Source organism: Shewanella sp. 492 (assembly GCF_059338445.1).
Window position 1 is genome coordinate 3,921,843 of sequence record NZ_CM181702.1, and the last position, 18,881, is coordinate 3,940,723.

14 protein-coding genes, 1 tRNA gene and 3 rRNA genes are annotated in these 18,881 nt (G+C 48.4%); 10 read left to right on the forward strand and 8 right to left on the reverse strand.

Features of this window, described 5'->3' with window-relative positions; genetic code table 11:
- Positions 1-8: 8 nt before the first annotated feature.
- Entirely contained in the window at positions 9-878 is an 870-nt protein-coding gene (locus AC5YBX_RS17290) for an OmpA family protein (RefSeq protein ID WP_494520512.1), read from the reverse strand.
- 895 nt (positions 879-1,773) lie between these two features.
- On the opposite strand from AC5YBX_RS17290, the gene AC5YBX_RS17295 reads away from it, so the two are divergent.
- The 8 genes from AC5YBX_RS17295 to AC5YBX_RS17330 all read left to right on the forward strand — a co-directional run bounded on the left by AC5YBX_RS17295 (position 1,774) and on the right by AC5YBX_RS17330 (position 9,124).
- A complete protein-coding gene (locus AC5YBX_RS17295) occupies positions 1,774-2,655 on the forward strand; it encodes a FliM/FliN family flagellar motor switch protein (protein WP_494524146.1) in 882 nt (293 codons plus the stop codon).
- On the forward strand, positions 2,648-3,004 hold the full coding sequence (gene fliN / locus AC5YBX_RS17300) for a flagellar motor switch protein FliN (protein ID WP_110458447.1): 357 nt from the start codon (positions 2,648-2,650) through the stop codon (positions 3,002-3,004). Before AC5YBX_RS17295 ends, fliN begins: the two co-directional genes overlap by 8 nt.
- Positions 3,004-3,735: a flagellar type III secretion system pore protein FliP gene (gene fliP, locus AC5YBX_RS17305; RefSeq protein WP_494524147.1), complete on the forward strand. Its 732-nt coding sequence runs from the start codon at positions 3,004-3,006 to the stop codon at positions 3,733-3,735. The genes fliN and fliP overlap by 1 nt, the downstream gene beginning before the upstream one ends.
- 4 nt (positions 3,736-3,739) lie before the next feature.
- Entirely contained in the window at positions 3,740-4,009 is a 270-nt protein-coding gene (gene fliQ, locus AC5YBX_RS17310; RefSeq protein WP_494520509.1) for a flagellar biosynthesis protein FliQ, read from the forward strand.
- Between the two features lies 1 nt (position 4,010).
- On the forward strand, positions 4,011-4,790 hold the full coding sequence (gene fliR / locus AC5YBX_RS17315) for a flagellar biosynthetic protein FliR (protein WP_494520508.1): 780 nt from the start codon (positions 4,011-4,013) through the stop codon (positions 4,788-4,790).
- Entirely contained in the window at positions 4,787-5,917 is a 1,131-nt protein-coding gene (gene flhB / locus AC5YBX_RS17320; RefSeq protein WP_494520507.1) for a flagellar biosynthesis protein FlhB, read from the forward strand. Before fliR ends, flhB begins: the two co-directional genes overlap by 4 nt.
- Positions 5,918-5,932: 15 nt before the next feature.
- Complete coding sequence (gene flhA / locus AC5YBX_RS17325) at positions 5,933-8,014, forward strand: flagellar biosynthesis protein FlhA (RefSeq protein ID WP_494520506.1); 2,082 nt, start codon at positions 5,933-5,935, stop codon at positions 8,012-8,014.
- Between the two features lie 132 nt (positions 8,015-8,146).
- On the forward strand, positions 8,147-9,124 hold the full coding sequence (locus AC5YBX_RS17330; protein ID WP_494524148.1) for an alpha/beta fold hydrolase: 978 nt from the start codon (positions 8,147-8,149) through the stop codon (positions 9,122-9,124).
- A 707-nt stretch (positions 9,125-9,831) separates the two neighbouring features.
- On the opposite strand, the gene AC5YBX_RS17335 is transcribed toward AC5YBX_RS17330, so the two are convergent.
- The 4 genes from AC5YBX_RS17335 to AC5YBX_RS17350 form a co-directional block, all read right to left on the reverse strand.
- Positions 9,832-9,908, reverse strand: a tRNA-Asp gene (locus AC5YBX_RS17335).
- A 78-nt stretch (positions 9,909-9,986) separates the two neighbouring features.
- Positions 9,987-10,102 (reverse strand): 5S ribosomal RNA (rrf, locus tag AC5YBX_RS17340).
- Between the two features lie 136 nt (positions 10,103-10,238).
- A 23S ribosomal RNA gene (locus AC5YBX_RS17345) occupies positions 10,239-13,132 on the reverse strand.
- Between the two features lie 339 nt (positions 13,133-13,471).
- Positions 13,472-15,016 (reverse strand): 16S ribosomal RNA (locus AC5YBX_RS17350).
- The 16S, 23S and 5S rRNA genes sit together here with 1 tRNA gene alongside, the layout of an rRNA operon.
- Positions 15,017-15,582: 566 nt before the next feature.
- Here AC5YBX_RS17350 and AC5YBX_RS17355 point away from each other — a divergent pair.
- Positions 15,583-16,140 carry a gamma carbonic anhydrase family protein gene (locus tag AC5YBX_RS17355; RefSeq protein WP_475515308.1) on the forward strand — a complete coding sequence of 186 codons (558 nt, stop codon included), beginning with the start codon at positions 15,583-15,585 and terminating at the stop codon, positions 16,138-16,140.
- Here the strand turns inward: AC5YBX_RS17355 and AC5YBX_RS17360 are convergent.
- Together AC5YBX_RS17360 and aroE are read right to left on the reverse strand one after the other, a co-directional pair.
- Positions 16,137-16,406 carry a DUF1488 family protein gene (locus AC5YBX_RS17360; RefSeq protein WP_494524149.1) on the reverse strand — a complete coding sequence of 90 codons (270 nt, stop codon included), beginning with the start codon at positions 16,404-16,406 and terminating at the stop codon, positions 16,137-16,139. The genes AC5YBX_RS17355 and AC5YBX_RS17360 overlap by 4 nt on opposite strands.
- Positions 16,407-16,463: 57 nt before the next feature.
- Positions 16,464-17,282, reverse strand: coding sequence for a shikimate dehydrogenase (gene aroE / locus AC5YBX_RS17365; RefSeq protein ID WP_494524150.1), 819 nt, complete (start codon positions 17,280-17,282; stop codon positions 16,464-16,466).
- 187 nt (positions 17,283-17,469) lie between these two features.
- Here aroE and AC5YBX_RS17370 point away from each other — a divergent pair, with 187 nt between their 5' ends.
- Positions 17,470-17,898 (forward strand): group II truncated hemoglobin, encoded by a 429-nt coding sequence (locus AC5YBX_RS17370; RefSeq protein WP_494524845.1) that lies wholly within the window; start codon positions 17,470-17,472, stop codon positions 17,896-17,898.
- Between the two features lie 52 nt (positions 17,899-17,950).
- Here AC5YBX_RS17370 and hemF read toward each other — a convergent pair whose 3' ends face one another.
- Positions 17,951-18,868 (reverse strand): oxygen-dependent coproporphyrinogen oxidase, encoded by a 918-nt coding sequence (hemF, locus tag AC5YBX_RS17375; RefSeq protein WP_494524151.1) that lies wholly within the window; start codon positions 18,866-18,868, stop codon positions 17,951-17,953.
- Positions 18,869-18,881 lie beyond the last annotated feature (13 nt).

The following is an 18,881-nucleotide window of genomic DNA, read 5'->3' on the forward strand; positions in this document are numbered from 1 at the left end:
GGAACCTATCACTTTGAGGTCTGCTTAACTAAACGTATGCTGACTCTGCGATTGGCCTGTCGACCCGCCTCAGATATGTTGCTGCTTTTGGGGTAGCGAATGCCATGACTGCGCACCTGTATCATGGCGCGACTTATCCCCTGCTCAATCAAGCGTGCGACCACTTCGTCACTGCGTTGTCTGCTTAACATCAAGTTCGCCAGTCGATCGCCGTTGCTGTCGGCATGACCATCGACCAAAATTTGGTTAATCTGTTTATCAACCTTAACGTAGGCGGCGATCGCTTTGATGTCGGCCAACTGTGACGCCGTTAAGGTGTCTGAACCTTTGGCAAACAACAATTCACGCTGGCGAACATAAGAAAAAGGCTTGGGTAGCAAATTACGTATGCACTGGCTCATCGCGCGCGCTCCCGCTTGGGTCGATACTGCGCTGGAGTCGATTTGATAGAGCAACTCACCTTGCTCGACGAGCAACATTTGCCACGCATAATTACTTTCTAATGCTTCGAGAAAGAGATCAGCAGAGGCGGTGCTTACTGCGCTTTTCCCCTGACCTTGTAAGGTGGTGTGGGCCAAAATACTGGTCTGAGACTGCCATGCAGAAGGTTCGATACTGGCGGTAATACCTAAATCGTTAAGCGCCAGCCAATCGGCATTGAGTACTAAACGAATCGGCTGGCCTGGCTGAGCGACGAGCGCCATTTCACCAAAACCCATAACCGGGTGGCGTAACTCACAGCCAAAGCGATCACCTTCGAACAGCCACTGAGCTTTTTCAAGCGGCGTCTTATAAACGGTCAGATTAGGATTCGCGATTGCGACTGGGGCCGACAATACCAACAATAAGAGTAAAGAAAAACTAACAAAACCACGCATAAACAACCTCAATGCCTTTTATTCTTATGGCGTGATCGACACTCCTAAAGCTTAATCTTTGGCAATAATTACTCTGGAACACAATTTGTTAAAAACTAGTAACGCGGTCCATCGCAAATTAATCCACGCAAACATCAAATAAGTCACCCAAACGCTTAATAACAAAGTGATAAAGCGATATAAATTAACTCAGATTAATCAACCTATATATTCTGACGATTTTTCACCCAAAAAAAACTAGTAATCAATCAATGAAAATCAATTAGTTGATTCATTAATTAATACCTAGTCCACTGGGAATATAACGACCAATAATTTAGCAAAAAACCTTATCTTTCAAAAAGTAGTAATTAACACTACTTTAGGCGTCTTATCGAGAGCTGCCCGATATAAACGCAAAGTACTTTACTAGTATGACAGATATTATGTCAATTACACACTGATTAAAAAATAGTTCACTATGGGTGATCTTTTAATATTGAAACCGACATACTTGACTGGTATGTTTAGCGCCCAATTAAGAAGGACTGCACTTTAAATATAAAAAGATGACACTTAAAGAGTCAATAAAATAACTATCGACAAAAATTTGGCGCTTATTTAATGATAAAAATAGCTAATTGATAATGAGATGTTTAATAATGATCAATCGGTAAACTTTATCTAACAAACGAATCGAAAGTGATGAGCAAAAATAAAACAAACCCTATATTAGGTTTTATTTTTAAAGTGTGATCCATTGCTCACTTTTTGATTTTGAGCAAACGAATGACATAAATGACATAACAAGGCTAATGTGAGTTATTTTTAGTATTTGTCCTTTTTAAATCAAAACTTTTAAATCAGTACTTAGCGTGAGCAGTTAGGCGAACCTTGCTTTCAATGCGGAGAAAAAATGAAAACAACGACGAAATCTCGCCTACTTAAGGCAGGCTCGGGCCACAAGGTTAGGCCAGTGATGCTCGTACAAGAGAAACTTGCTCGAGCACGCTTACTGCAGCAGTTGGTCCTTAGCCGCAGACCATTACTTGATGCCATCAATGCAGTACTGGCGCCCTTAATCCGTAATGGTCATGGCCCTGCGCATAACGTGACGCTGACAGAGCAAGATAATCCGCAGCAGCCTGAGCATTACCATGCCTGGTTTGTGTGCCGCTATCAACAAACGACCCTAGGTTGGTGGCGCATCGATAGCTGCACTTTAGATCAGCTGGCCAGTTGCTATTACGGTAGCCTAGCCACGCCTCTGAGCTCACCGCTGCGTGAGCCCAGCCAGTCTGAGTTCAGACTAGTGAAAAACTTATTGGTACACACCTTAAATGCACTACCTATGACGGCAATGGACGCTGAGCAGATTGAACTTGAATTGGTGAAACCACCAATGACACTCGATGCGCCAGCAGTCTGGTCTATCGAACTGGGCAAAGAACGTTTCGTACCACCTATGCTGTTTTGCATGACCGAACACTTACTCGGCTTGATGGCTGAGCAGCCTAAGGAGCCTGTCGTCAACAAAGATCTGGCGAAAAAGCTCGAACTTTGGCTACAACAATTACCCATTAAACTGCAGATGACCTTAGGCCAGCACGCCATGCCAGTGCGCTCGCTTAATCAGCTTAACGTTGGCGACATACTGCCAATGAATTTAAACCCTAAGGGCCAGCTTAATGTGGGTAACCGCCCCTTATTCCAGGCTTCTGTGCATAGTCACGAAGGCCAAATGGTCGCCAAATTGACCCAAGATATATTTCAACATGAGGACAGCAACATTGGCTGAACAGGACTTACTATCGAATGACGAGTTTTTACTCGACGATGACATTTTCGCCGAAGATAACTTTTCAACGCCTAAGGCTCAAAATAAACCATTGAAAGATATCTCATTCTTTCAACAGCTTCCTGTGCAGGTCACCCTTGAATTGGCCAGTGCAGAGATGTGTCTTGGTGAGCTGACCCGCATGGGTGAAGGCGACGTGATTGCCTTAGACCGTATGGTGGGTGAGCCCTTAGATATCAGAGTCAACGGTGCACTGCTAGGTAAGGGTGAAGTGGTTGAGGTGGGCGGACGCTACGGTGTACGTCTACTTGAAGTGGAAGATATCGGTTTAGGCGGAGCAAGCGACTAATGCTACTGCGAGCGTTGATACTGTGCCTATGCCTTTTAGCGCCTCAGGCATTTGCCGCTGATGGCCTCACATTACTCACGCTCGATGGGGCTCAAGAGAGCCAAGCCGTCAATATAAAGCTGGAGATCTTAGCGCTGATGACAGCGCTAAGCCTGTTGCCTGCGCTGCTAATGATGATGACCAGCTTTACGCGCATCGTCGTCGTATTGGCCATTTTAAGACAGGCATTAGGCTTACAGCAGAGCCCACCGAATAAGGTGCTTATCGGGATTGCACTGGTGCTAACGATTTTTATCATGCGCCCGGTGGGGGAGCGTATCTATCAAGATGCCTACCTGCCTTATGATCAAGGTCAGCTTGAACTAACCGAAGCGGTCGCTATTGCCAAAGTGCCCTTGAGTCAGTTTATGCTGGCACAAACCCGAGAAACCGACTTAGAGCAGATGCTTAAGATTGCGGGTGAACCTACCAATCTTAAAGCGGCAGATGTGCCCTTTTTTGTGCTAATGCCCGCCTTTGTGCTGAGCGAGCTAAAAACGGCATTTCAAATTGGCTTTTTGTTATTTTTACCCTTTTTAGTGATCGACTTGGTCGTGGCCAGCGTGCTGATGTCTATGGGGATGATGATGTTGTCGCCACTGATCATTTCGCTGCCATTTAAGCTGATGATCTTTGTTTTGGTTGATGGCTGGTCGATGACGGTCAGTACCCTGACCGCGAGTTTTGGGTAACGTCATGGATACCAACCAACTCACGGTTTTATTTGCCGATGCCATGTACCTTGTGGTCGCCATGGTGATGGTGCTCGTGACCCCCGGCCTAGTGCTGGGCTTGTTGATCGCCGTATTCCAAGCGGCAACTCAGGTCAATGAACAAACCTTGAGTTTCTTACCCCGCTTGGTCTTGACCCTGTTAATGGTACTTTTTGCTGGCCATTGGTTAATTCAGAAACTAATGGATTTCTTCGACCAGTTATTTATGAACATTCCCCACATCATAGGCTGACATGCTTTCGCTCACTTCAATCGAGATCAGCACCATGATTGGCAGCTTCTGGTGGCCTTTTTGTCGCCTAATGGGGGCATTTATCGTGATGCCGTTGCTGGGTAATGCCTTCGTACCTGTGACGGTGAGGATTTTACTGGCATTCTGCTTGGCCGCGCTGCTAGGCCCTATGCTGCCCCCCGTGCCTCAGGTGGATGCCGTCTCGGTTGGCGCGCTGTTACTGGCGATTGAACAGTTATTAATTGGCTTTATGCTGGGGTTGTTTCTCAGCATCTTACTGCACGTGATGAGCATGCTGGGCACTATCATGTCACTGCAGATGGGCTTGGCGATGGCCATTATGAATGATCCGGCTAATGGCAACTCTAATCCGATTTTAAGCCAATGGTTTTTGATGTTTGGCACCTTAATCTTCCTAGCCTTAGATGGTCACTTAGTCGCGATTGGCATACTGGTCGACAGCTTTCGTCTGTGGCCAGTTGGCACTGGCATTTTTGATCTGCCGTTAATGGGACTGGTTAATCGCGTTGGCTGGCTATTTTCGGCGTCATTAATGCTGGCGATTCCGGCAGTATTAGCCATGTTGATGGTTAACATTACCTTTGGCGTATTAAGCCGCGCCGCCCCCTCGTTGAATATTTTTTCGCTGGGTTTTCCGATGACCATGCTGATGGGCTTGCTGTGCGTATTACTCTCTTTCAGTGGTATCCCTAGTCGCTACAGCGATGTCTGCCTCGATGCGCTCACCGCTATGTATCAATTTATTGGTGGCAGTGCATGAGTCAGGACGATAAGCACGATAAAACCGAGGAACCCACCCAGCAGAAACTGCGCAAGGCCAGAGAAGAGGGCCAGGTACCGCGATCGAAAGATCTGGCGGCAGCGGCACTGATCATTAGCTGTTCTTTGATGCTCACCAGCAGTGCCGACTGGTTTGCCGAGAAAGTCAAAGAGCTGCTCAAATACAATATGTACCTGACCAAGGCCGATCTTAACCAGCCAGATATGATGACACGCCACTTAGGCGCGAGCCTGATGCATATGCTCGAGCTATTGGGGCCGCTGTTTATTATGGTGGCACTATTGGCTGCCGTGGCTGGCGCCCTGCCCGGTGGCCCCCTATTGAGCTTTAGTAATGCGGGATTTAAATATAGCCGCATCGATCCTGTCTCTGGCATTGGTCGCATCTTCTCGGTGCAATCCTTGGTCGAGCTGCTTAAGTCTGTGCTTAAAATTGTGTTGTTGATCGGCATCATGTTTACGTTTTTAAGTAGTCATTTACAAGAGCTGCTGAACTACAGTCAGCTGCCCATCGACGAGGCGATTAGCCGCGGTATGACCCTGCTATCGGAAGGGATGCTTTATTTAGGTACAGGTCTGCTGGCCATCGCGCTGATTGATGTGCCCTATCAATATTGGCATCACCGTAAAGAGCTGCGCATGTCTCATCAAGATCTTAAAGATGAACATAAGCAGCAGGAAGGTAAGCCCGAAATTAAGGCCAAAATACGTCAATTACAACAACGTATGGCGCGCTCTCGTGCCGATACCGTGATTCCAAAAGCCGATGTGCTCTTGGTTAACCCCACCCATTATGCGGTGGCCTTAAAGTATGACCCCAACTTGGCTGATGCCCCTTACGTTATCACTAAGGGCACCGAAGAGTTAGCCCTGTATATGCGTAAGCTCGCCAAGCAACATAATATCGAAGTGATTGAGATCCCGGCGCTTACCCGCGCTATCTATCATACGACACAGGTCGATCAACAAATTCCGGCAGCGCTATTTACCGCGATTGCCCATGTACTTAGCTATGTAATGCAGATTAAGGCGTCTCGCCAAGGCAAACAACAAAAGCCTGAGCCTTTGCCTCATTTCTTCATTCCTCCACATTTACGACACGATTAAAGGATTGCTTAACCTATGAACTGGCTATCACGCACCTTTTCAGGAAACTATAGCGCTATCGGTATCCCTGTGATGCTGCTGGCGATTCTGGCGATGGTGATTTTGCCGCTGCCACCTTGGTTGCTCGACGTCCTCTTTACCTTCAACATCGTCCTTGCGGTGATGGTGTTGTTGGTGAGTGTGTCGATCCGCCGGCCATTGGAGTTTTCGGTATTCCCAACGCTCCTACTGCTAGCCACCTTGATGCGCTTGACACTGAACGTGGCATCCACCCGAGTGGTGTTAATTGAAGGCCACGAAGGCGGCGATGCTGCAGGTCGAGTCATTCAAGCTTTTGGTGAAGTGGTCATTGGCGGCAACTATGTTGTCGGTGCGGTAATCTTCCTCATCTTAATGATCATCAACTTTGTGGTGATCACTAAAGGTGGCGAACGTATTTCTGAGGTATCTGCGCGCTTTACACTCGATGCCTTGCCCGGTAAACAGATGGCGATTGATGCCGATCTTAATGCAGGCACCCTCACCCATGAACAGGCCCGCATCCGCCGCCAAGATGTCGCCAGAGAAGCCGATTTCTATGGTTCGATGGACGGTGCCTCTAAGTTTGTCCGTGGTGATGCCATTGCCGGCCTGTTGATCCTCGCGATCAACATTATTGGTGGTATCAGTATCGGTATCTTTATGCACGATCTCAGTGCCGCCGATGCCTTTAAAACTTACGCGCTACTCACCATAGGTGACGGCCTAGTTGCCCAGATCCCCTCACTATTGTTAGCCACAGCGGCAGCCATCATAGTGACCCGCGTCTCTGATGCTGAAGAGATGCCGGCGCAGTTAACGCGGCAACTACTGGCTAACCCAAAGACTTTAGCGACTGCGGCAGTGGTGATGTTTATCTTAGGCATTACCCCTGGCATGCCAGCAGCGGTGTTCCTGTCGTTTGCACTGTTACTGGGGTTCGCCTCATGGCGACAAAGCCGTAATGTGACGCCCATTGCCGAGAGTAGCGCTGATGAAACCATTGAGAACACCCTCACTGAGCCCTCGGCACCGAGCTGGGACGCGCTGCCCTACACAGATATTATCGAGGTTCGCCTTGGCTATCGTCTAGTGCATTTAGTGGAAAAGACCAAGGGCGCCGAACTGCAAAAACGCCTCACCGGGATTAGACGCACCTTGTCAGAACAAGCAGGCTTCTTGCTTGCAGAAGTGCGGGTACGAGACAACCTCACTCTTGCCCCTAATGCCTATCAAATCAATTTTATGGGCACTCAGGTGGCCTATGCCGAGTTAGAACCCGATCGTCTTATGGCCATTAAAAGTGGTCCAGTCTATGGCAAAATTGATGGTATCTTAACGGTCGAACCAGCCTATCAAATGGATGCGGTTTGGATAGACACGGATATTAAAGCCAAGGCGTTGAATTTAGGCTACTCGGTGGTCGACAACGCGACCGTTATTGCCACCCATGTGAGCAAACAGCTACGAGAATCGCTGGCCGACTTATTGCAACACGATGATATTATGCATCTGAGCGATCGCCTCAGTAAACAAGCGCCTAAACTGGCAGAATCCTTAACCACGGCGTTAACTCCGGTGCAATTACTGAAAGTATTTCGTTTGCTGTTAAAAGAGCAGGTGCCGTTAAAAGATATTCGCACCATCGCCACCACGTTACTTGAGTGCAGCGAGCAGACCAAAGATCCCGTATTACTGGCCGCCGATGTTCGCTGTGCATTGCGCAACAGCATCTTACAACAGATAGTGGGCACCAGTGCCAAATTGAATGTACTGACCCTAGCGCCGGAATTAGAGCAAACCCTGATGACCGCACTCAACCAGTCGCAGCAACAGGGCAAAGTGGCACTCGACAGTTTTCCGGTAGAACCGAGTTTACTCGCCCAGCTACAACAGCGCATGCCACAACTGCTGAGCGAGACCAAAGAGAAAGGTCACAGCCCTATCTTACTGGTATCGCCACAACTAAGGCCGCTGCTGGCTCGTTATGCACTGGCTTTTGCCAGAGGACTACATGTACTCTCCTATAACGAAGTGCCTGAAACCAAAGAACTGATGATCGCTGGGCAACTCGGTTAACCTAGCCGCTAGCCTTGGTGAGCCCCAAGGCTAGCACGCAAGATTGATCGCCATCATAAGCTTTTCTCTGTTACACTCATGAGCTTATAATGCACCCACTTTTATCTTGCTCACTCAATGACTGTAACCCCTATGACACCGACAACTGGCTCAGTAATACCTCATCCTTACAGCAGTGAGCACACGCTTACCTCCCCCCAATTACAACGTTTTTGGCAACAAATAACCACTGGTGAACTGACGGTCAGCCCAGAGATCACACTGGCTTATATGGCAGTGACTCATCCCAGCCATAAGCGCACCCTAGTGCTCAGTAATGGCCGCGTCGAGTCTTACCTTAAGTACCAAGAAGTGATCTACGATTGCTATCAGCAAGGTTACAATGTTTATGCTCTGGATCACCGAGGACAAGGACTCTCTAGTCGGCTGACATTGAATCCTCATAAGGGACATGTCGAGCATTTTGATGACTATGTTGATGACTTTGAAAAATTTATCGAACAGGTTGTCCTACCCGCACAAGCACAAGAGAGCCCTCTTTTTTTGATGGGGCATTCCATGGGCTGCGCCATCAGTAGCCTGTATGTCGCACGTAATCCTCACACCTTTAGCGCGGCTGCATTTTCTGCGCCCATGTATGGCATACGGTTACCCGCGCCTAAACCGGCGGTCCTCTGGCTTGCCACTTGGTTAGACAAATTCAGACGAGATGGCGAACCCAACTATGTACCTGGCGGGTGCAACTATCGTCAGGTAGCCTTTGAAAAAAATGAGCTTACTCATTGTCGAATACGCTATCAGCGTTACCAACAGCTCTATAACGAGCGCCCCGAATTACAGTTAGGCTCACCTACCAATCGCTGGCTAACCGAGTCAATTAAGGCTGCTGAATACTGCGTTAACAGCGTCAAATACAGTACTGTCCCCACGTTAATTCTGCAAGCAGATGAAGACACCATAGTCGATAACACGGCACAAGACAGGGCAATAGGGGAGAAGGCCCAGCGGGTCATTATCCATGGCGCGCGGCACGAAATACTGTTTGAGAGCGACAGCATCCGCAATCACGCCCTTAACAGCCTATTTGACTTTTTCCAGCAATACGCCTAAACCCCATCACTTTGGGGTAGTCATACCCAATAAGGGCTATCCCAATAAACTAGCGGTAAACATCGCTCACCGCTCTCCATTGGCTTTATCTACATACAGATAAACGCAGTCATAAACCACCTCCCCATCTGCATTGAGCCACCCAGTCATATCTATGCATTAAAAACAGCCCTAAACTTATCGAAATAGTGGTTCGATATTCACCAACTTATCCGCAGATACCGCTTCGAGCAATCACAAGGGCACCCTAACCCGCTTAACAAAAACATTCGACCAACATGGAGTAGGGTATATAGACAGCGAAATAGACAGGGAAAATATGACGTAGTAATAAGCTTATGAACGAGAGCTAGAGTCAACTTGGCGACAGCCAAATGCTAGCGAATGAGAAACAAGGATACTGAACTGGCTTTTATATAGGGATATATTGAGTCGAACTGGCTATTGGCAGAATGCAGACGGCTTTCTACTTATAAAGAGTCAGCCATTAGGGTGGGGTGAGTGTCAAACAATATCGGCAACATAGTTGTTCCAACTGAACGACGAAGGGCATGGATGCATAAATGTCATGTAGACCATGGATGATCGAGAGAGACCGCAGCTTTAGCAACGACTTACGCACTACACTTAGTACCATCGTTATCATTTCTCTGATAAACAAATACGAAAAAGCCCTTAGCATTGCTGCTAAGGGCTTATCGTAATGTTGGCGGAGCGGACGGGACTCGAACCCGCGACCCCCGGCGTGACAGGCCGGTATTCTAACCAACTGAACTACCGCTCCTTTAGACCGAAGTCTAAATTCTTTTATCGTCGCTAACGTGTCATGGTTAGGAGACGTGCTCTATTGAGCTTATTAGGCGTCTGGAAATGACCTACTCTCACATGGGGAGACCCCACACTACCATCGGCGCGATTGCGTTTCACTTCTGAGTTCGGGATGGGATCAGGTGGTACCACAATGCTATGGTTTCCAGACAAATTTGGTAAATTTGAAAAGCTGCTCTCAATCCTGTATTTCAAGAAGCAAGAGAGATTAAAATTGGTCACACTAAATCAAGTGTCGGTATTCTTTCGCTAAGTATTCACTTAGTTAGAAACCCTTTTGGGTTGTATGGTTAAGCCTCACGGGTCATTAGTACAAGTTAGCTCAACGCCTCACAACGCTTACACACCTTGCCTATCAACGTAGTAGTCTCCTACGGCCCTTTAGAGGACTTAAAGTCCTAGGGATGACTCATCTTAGGGCTCGCTTCCCGCTTAGATGCTTTCAGCGGTTATCGATTCCGAACGTAGCTACCGGGCAATGCCATTGGCATGACAACCCGAACACCAGCGGTTCGTCCACTCCGGTCCTCTCGTACTAGGAGCAGCTCCCTTCAATCATCCAACGCCCACGGCAGATAGGGACCGAACTGTCTCACGACGTTCTGAACCCAGCTCGCGTACCACTTTAAATGGCGAACAGCCATACCCTTGGGACCGACTTCAGCCCCAGGATGTGATGAGCCGACATCGAGGTGCCAAACACCGCCGTCGATATGAACTCTTGGGCGGTATCAGCCTGTTATCCCCGGAGTACCTTTTATCCGTTGAGCGATGGCCCTTCCATTCAGAACCACCGGATCACTATGACCTGCTTTCGCACCTGCTCGACGTGTATGTCTCGCAGTTAAGCTGGCTTATGCCATTGCACTAACCGTACGATGTCCGACCGTACTTAGCCAACCTTCGTGCTCCTCCGTTACTCTTTGGGAGGAGACCGCCCCAGTCAAACTACCCACCAGGCACTGTCCTCAACCCCGATTCAGGGGCCAGAGTTAGAACATCAACACTACAAGGGTGGTATTTCAAGGTTGACTCCACAAGAACTGGCGTTCCTGCTTCAAAGTCTCCCACCTATCCTACACATGTAGGGTCAATGTTCAGTGCCAAGCTATAGTAAAGGTTCACGGGGTCTTTCCGTCTAGCCGCGGGTATACGGCATCTTCACCGCAATTTCAACTTCACTGAGTCTCGGCTGGAGACAGCGTGGCCATCATTACGCCATTCGTGCAGGTCGGAACTTACCCGACAAGGAATTTCGCTACCTTAGGACCGTTATAGTTACGGCCGCCGTTTACCGGGGCTTCGATCATGAGCTTCTCCGAAGATAACCCAATCAATTAACCTTCCGGCACCGGGCAGGCGTCACACCGTATACTTCCTCTTGCGAGTTTGCACAGTGCTGTGTTTTTGATAAACAGTTGCAGCCACCTGGTATCTGCGACTCCCGTCAGCTTAGAGAGCAAGTCTCATCACCAACAGGAGCGTACCTTCTCCCGAAGTTACGGTACCATTTTGCCTAGTTCCTTCAGCCGAGTTCTCTCAAGCGCCTTGGTATTCTCTACCCAACCACCTGTGTCGGTTTGGGGTACGATTCCTGCTAACCTGAAGCTTAGAAGATTTTCCTGGAAGCATGGCATCAACTACTTCAGTTCCGTAGAACCTCGTCGTCAACTCTCAGTGTATGTGCACCCGGATTTGCCTAAGTGCACCACCTACAGCCTTAAACGCGGACAACCAACGCCGCGCTAGCCTAGCCTTCTCCGTCTCTCCATCGCAGTTAGCAGAAGTACAGGAATATTAACCTGTTTCCCATCGACTACGCCTTTCGGCCTCGCCTTAGGGGTCGACTCACCCTGCCCTGATTAACATTGGACAGGAACCCTTGGTCTTTCGGCGAGGGGGTTTTTCACCCCCTTTATCGTTACTCATGTCAGCATTCGCACTTCTGATACCTCCAGCGTGGGTTACCCCTTCACCTTCAACGGCTTACAGAACGCTCCTCTACCGCACTAGCGCAAGCGCTAGTACCCATAGCTTCGGTGTATTGCTTAGCCCCGTTAAATCTTCCGCGCAGGCCGACTCGACTAGTGAGCTATTACGCTTTCTTTAAATGATGGCTGCTTCTAAGCCAACATCCTAGCTGTCTAAGCCTTCCCACATCGTTTCCCACTTAGCAATAACTTTGGGACCTTAGCTGATGGTCTGGGTTGTTTCCCTTTTCACGACGGACGTTAGCACCCGCCGTGTGTCTCCCGAGTAGTACTCATTGGTATTCGGAGTTTGCAAAGGGTTGGTAAGTCGGGATGACCCCCTAGCCTTAACAGTGCTCTACCCCCAATGGTATTCGCTCGAGGCGCTACCTAAATAGCTTTCGAGGAGAACCAGATATCTCCCGGTTTGATTGGCCTTTCACCCCCAGCCACAAGTCATCACCGCATTTTTCAACATACGTGTGTTCGGTCCTCCAGTTGATGTTACTCAACCTTCAACCTGCCCATGGCTAGATCACCGGGTTTCGGGTCTACACCTTGCAACTAAACGCGCAGTTAACACTCGGTTTCCCTACGGCTCCGCTATTCGCTTAACCTCGCTACAAAATGTAAGTCGCTGACCCATTATACAAAAGGTACGCAGTCACGGTCTCAAGAACCGCTCCCACTGCTTGTACGTATACGGTTTCAGGTTCTATTTCACTCCCCTCACAGGGGTTCTTTTCGCCTTTCCCTCACGGTACTGGTTCACTATCGGTCAGTCAGGAGTATTTAGCCTTGGAGGATGGTCCCCCCATGTTCAGACAAGATGTCACGTGTCCCGTCCTACTCGTTTTCACGTAAAGTTAGTTTTCATGTACGGGGCTATCACCCTGTGCCGCTGTGCTTTCCAACACATTCCACTAACACCCTCTACGCTTAAGGGCTAATCCCCGTTCGCTCGCCGCTACTAGGGGAATCTCGGTTGATTTCTTTTCCTCCGGGTACTTAGATGTTTCAGTTCCCCGGGTTCGCCTCACAACACTATGTATTCATGTTGTGATACATGCTTATGCATGTGGGTTTCCCCATTCGGACATCGTTAGCTCAAATGCTTGTTACTAGCTCGCCAACGCTTTTCGCAAGTTACTACGTCCTTCATCGCCTCTGACTGCCAAGGCATCCACCGTATACGCTTAGTCACTTAACCATACAACCCAAATGAGTTTCACAAGGAAACAAACTTTATCAAGCGGGTAAGCTTGATGTTGTATCGCAACTAATGGTGTTTACTTTCGCCAAAAGAATACTCATGAATCATCATTACAATGACTCGGCACTTGATTTAAGTGTTTGAGAACTCAATTTTAATTTTCGCGTCAATGTTACAAATAATCACGTACAAGTACGTCACTATCCCTTTCACATTAACACTATCAGCTTTCCAAATTTTTAAAGAACAAGCATCGCCGTTAAGACGTGCCACCTGCTCTAACAAGAACAAGTTATCTGTGTGAACACTCAGCAAATATTGAGTTAGTCGTATAGGTAAGGAGGTGATCCAGCCCCAGGTTCCCCTAGGGCTACCTTGTTACGACTTCACCCCAGTCATGAACCACACCGTGGTAAACGCCCTCCCGAAGGTTAAGCTATCTACTTCTGGTGCAGCCCACTCCCATGGTGTGACGGGCGGTGTGTACAAGGCCCGGGAACGTATTCACCGTGGCATTCTGATCCACGATTACTAGCGATTCCGACTTCATGGAGTCGAGTTGCAGACTCCAATCCGGACTACGACAAGCTTTGTGAGATTAGCTCCACCTCGCGGCTTTGCAACCCTCTGTACTTGCCATTGTAGCACGTGTGTAGCCCTACTCGTAAGGGCCATGATGACTTGACGTCGTCCCCACCTTCCTCCGGTTTATCACCGGCAGTCTCCCTAAAGTTCCCACCATTACGTGCTGGCAAATAAGGATAAGGGTTGCGCTCGTTGCGGGACTTAACCCAACATTTCACAACACGAGCTGACGACAGCCATGCAGCACCTGTCTCAGAGTTCCCGAAGGCACTAAGCTATCTCTAGCGAATTCTCTGGATGTCAAGAGTAGGTAAGGTTCTTCGCGTTGCATCGAATTAAACCACATGCTCCACCGCTTGTGCGGGCCCCCGTCAATTCATTTGAGTTTTAACCTTGCGGCCGTACTCCCCAGGCGGTCTACTTAATGCGTTAGCTTGGGAGCCCAGTGCTCAAGGCACCAAACTCCGAGTAGACATCGTTTACGGCGTGGACTACCAGGGTATCTAATCCTGTTTGCTCCCCACGCTTTCGTACCTGAGCGTCAGTCTTTGTCCAGGGGGCCGCCTTCGCCACCGGTATTCCTTCAGATCTCTACGCATTTCACCGCTACACCTGAAATTCTACCCCCCTCTACAAGACTCTAGTCTGCCAGTTCGAAATGCAATTCCCAGGTTGAGCCCGGGGCTTTCACATCTCGCTTAACAAACCGCCTGCGTACGCTTTACGCCCAGTAATTCCGATTAACGCTTGGACCCCTCGTATTACCGCGGCTGCTGGCACGAAGTTAGCCGGTCCTTCTTCTGCGAGTAACGTCACACCTAAACGCTATTAACGCTTAAGCTTTCCTCCTCGCTGAAAGTGCTTTACAACCCGAAGGCCTTCTTCACACACGCGGCATGGCTGCATCAGGCTTGCGCCCATTGTGCAATATTCCCCACTGCTGCCTCCCGTAGGAGTCTGGGCCGTGTCTCAGTCCCAGTGTGGCTGATCATCCTCTCAGAACAGCTAGGGATCGTCGCCTTGGTGAGCCATTACCTCACCAACTAGCTAATCCCACCTAGGTACATCCAATCGCAGAAGGCCCGAAGGTCCCCTCTTTTCCCCCGTAGGGCGTATGCGGTATTAGCAGTCGTTTCCAACTGTTATCCCCCTCGACTGGGCAGTTCCCTAGGCATTACTCACCCGTCCGCCGCTCGTCAGCAAAGAAAGCAAGCTTTCTTCCTGTTACCGCTCGACTTGCATGTGTTAGGCCTGCCGCCAGCGTTCAATCTGAGCCATGATCAAACTCTTCAATTAAAGTTTTGTTGAATCTTGCGATTCGGCTCAATGAATTCTGATTCCGTTTAAAAGACTCGGAAGAATCTTAAAAACGTTTGTACATATTGCTATGAACACTCATCGTTACATTGATTTAATTCTTTGATTGCCAACCCGAAGGTTAGGCAATTTCGATTAACTCAACACCTGTGAGTGTCCACACAGATTTCTTGTTTCATCTTGTTAAAGAGCGTTGCTAACATCAGAGCAATTAATGCGTTAAGTTAGCTGCCGTTGACGCTAGGTCGTTGGCTTAGGGATGCGTATTCTACACTTCCCACTGTTGGCGTCAAGTGATTTTTAATAAGTTTTTCAACTTGTTCACTTTAAACTCAACTTGCTGAGTCACTGCATTCATGTCGCTTAGCGACGCTGTTTGCCGTGTCATTGGGGCGCATTATAGGGCGTTATCGATTACGCGCAAGGGCTTTTTTAAAGAAAACTATTACTTTTGCACTGTTTGAATGCTTTTTAGCCTGACTAGCTACTTTTTACCCATTATACTGCTAGATTCTCGCTATTTTAGCCGTTTTAAGGACTACCCAATGGCAAATTGTTTACGATCTTATAAGGGTATCAGCCCGCAGTTTGATAACAGCGTCTATATTGACCAAGCTTGTGTATTGGTTGGCGACATGTTTTTAGATACCGATGCTAGTGTTTGGCCTTTAGTGGCAGCTCGTGGCGATGTGAACCACATAAGAATTGGGAAGCGCTCTAATATTCAAGACGGCACTGTATTGCACGTGACCCGTAAATCGGCCGCACGTCCGCAGGGTCATCCGTTGATTATTGGCGATGATGTCACTATTGGCCATAAAGCCATGCTGCATGGTTGTCAGTTGGGGGATCGTATTCTCATTGGTATGGGAGCGATTATTTTAGATGGGGCGATCATTGAAGATGATGTGATCTTGGGAGCGGGCTCTTTGGTTCCTCCGAATAAGACACTTGAGAAGGGCCACCTTTATGTGGGAAGCCCTGCGAAAAAGATCAGAGCCTTGACCCAAGATGAATTGAACTTCTTACCACAATCGGCCGACAACTATGTGCGGTTGAAGAATGAGTATATAGAAGAAGCGCTACAGAACTTACCGACTTAAATTGAATTAATCACTAAACAGCCCTGCTCATCGACCGCTTCCTGGTCGATGAGCTCTTGTGCCTTATCCTCTATATCGAATCGAAATTGTTCAAACAGGTCGATAGCCTGCTGAGGCAGACCCCCTTCCGTGCCTGATAATGTCTGCAGTACCGCTAGGCTAATATAACAGTCGATCGTCATCCCTTGTTGCTGCGCGACAAAATGAATGGCGCTGCGCTCTGCATCCCATTGGCAACTGTCGCTAAATATGACGCTTTGATTCATACCCTACCCTTTACTAACTTGAAAATTACTAAATTACAGATTTTACTGCGCCTAGTGCTAGCTTAATTGCTCGCGCAAGCTAGCGAGTACTGGGGTAACATCAGGCTCGATGCCGCGCCACAATGCAAAGCTCTTGGCAGCTTGGCCGACAAGCATCCCGAGACCATCAATCACTTGCTCGGCACCTTGCTCCCGCGCCCACAGATTAAAGGCAGTAAGCTGCTTGGCATACATCATGTCGTAACAAGCGGTATGAGTACCGATTACCGAGCTTGGTAATGCAGGAGCTTCACCGCTTAGACTCGATGATGTCGAGTTAATCACCAGATCAAAAGGCTGCTCTAGCTCGTCTAGCCCCTTAGCCTGAATATCGCCAAAGGGAGCAAATAGCTTGGCTAAGGCGGTAGCTTTCTCGTGGGTACGGTTATGGATAACTATCGAGTCGATGCCACTATTGAGTAAAGGAAGGATAGAGCCTCTTGCCGCACCACCAGCCCCCACGAGTAATACTTTCTTGCCATTAAGCTTGCCGATATGACGCTGCAGATCGGCAACCAGCCCCATGCCATCGGTATTGTCACCTCTTAATCGACCGCCTTTTAATACGCTTAAGGTGTTCACTGCGCCAGCCAGTTTGGCCTCTTCACTAAGTTCATCGCATAAGGCAAAGGCCTGCTCCTTAAAAGGCACGGTAACATTGGCCCCTTTGCCACCATTAGCAATAAATTGCCGTAAACAAGGCTCAAAGCCATCGATTGGCGCGAGTATCGCTTCATAACTTACTGCTTGCCCTGTGGCTGCGGCAAACGCTTGATGAATCGCGGGCGATTTACTGTGACCTATTGGATTACCCAATACGGCATATCTGTCTGTCATCGATTGACTCAGTTTTTTGACGATGGCATCAGTCTACCCATGCTTTATCTGTGAATCAAAGCCAAAAAACCAAGTGTTACTTATAATAAGCTGCCATTGAAGCGCTAAAGGTGTTAGTTGATCGCTTTGAGCAGATAAGCTAGTGTGCGCGGCATATAACAAGGCTAAGGTAATGGCAGTTTTGGCAATGAAGTGGTTAACAAGGTTAATATCTAAAAAGCAGGATCAACGAGATCCACAGCAGTCGAATGCTTACGATCGTATCGGTGGTGAGAAAGTCATTGCGGCATTAGCAAAACAGTTTTATCTGCAGATGCAAAGTAATCCTGAGACTCAGGCGCTGTTAGCGATGCATCACTCACCTATCGCCGAATCGGAGCAGAAACTATTTGAGTTTTTAAGTGGCTGGCTAGGTGGCCCACCGCTGTTTGAGAAAAAATACGGTCATCCTGCTCTTAGGGCAAGGCATATGTCTTTTGCTATCGATAGTGACATGCGCGATCAATGGTTACTGTGTATGAAACGCGCTATTGAGCTAGAGATTCAGCAGCCACAGCATAGAGAAGCCATCTATCAAGCCATATCGACTCTTGCCGACCATATGCGTAATCGATAAAGATGACGTAATAATCCACAAAAAAGGAGCTGATTAGCTCCTTTTTACAGTGTTACTTAGTGCCTAACCAATCTCTTGGCGCGAGGTAATCGCTATAAAGCAGCGCCTCTGGGCTACCCTCTTCAGGGGTGTAAGCATATTGCCAACGCACTAATGGCGGCATCGACATCAAAATAGACTCGGTACGGCCACCGGTTTGCAGCCCGAATAAGGTGCCTCGGTCATACACTAAATTAAACTCGACATAGCGCCCGCGACGATAGAGCTGGAAGTTACGCTCGCGCTCACCATATTCAGTGTCTTTGCGGCGTTCAACTATAGGCGCATAGGCGTTTAAAAACCCATTACCCACCGCCTGCATAAAGGCAAAGCTGGTATCGAAGCCTTGTTCATTGAGATCATCAAAGAACAAGCCACCCACACCACGGGTTTCGTTGCGATGTGGCAAGAAGAAATAGTCATCACACCATTTCTTGTATTTAGGATAAACATCATCGCCAAAAGGCTCACATAACTCTTTGGCACTTTGATGCCAGCCAATGACATCTTCTTCAAACGGATAATAAGGAGTGAGGTCGAACCCACCACCAAACCACCATACTGGATCGGCGCCCTCTTTTTCGGCAATAAAGAAACGAACATTAGCGTGAGTGGTTGGGATATAAGGATTTTTGGGGTGAATAACCAATGACACGCCCATCGCCTCGAAACTACGGCCCGCCAACTCAGGACGATGCGCCGTGGCCGATGCTGGCATGGCGGCTCCCGTCACATGGGAAAAATTAACCCCGGCCTGTTCGAACACTTGTCCATCGGTCATCACACGACTGGTTCCGCCGCCACCCTCTTCTCGCGTCCAAGAGTCAGCAATAAACTCAGCCTTACCATCGAGGCGCTCTAAACCTTCGCATATCTGCTGTTGCAGACCGAGTAGGAATGCTTTGACCTCACAGGTAGTTGGCTTACTCATATTTAGTCCTTGT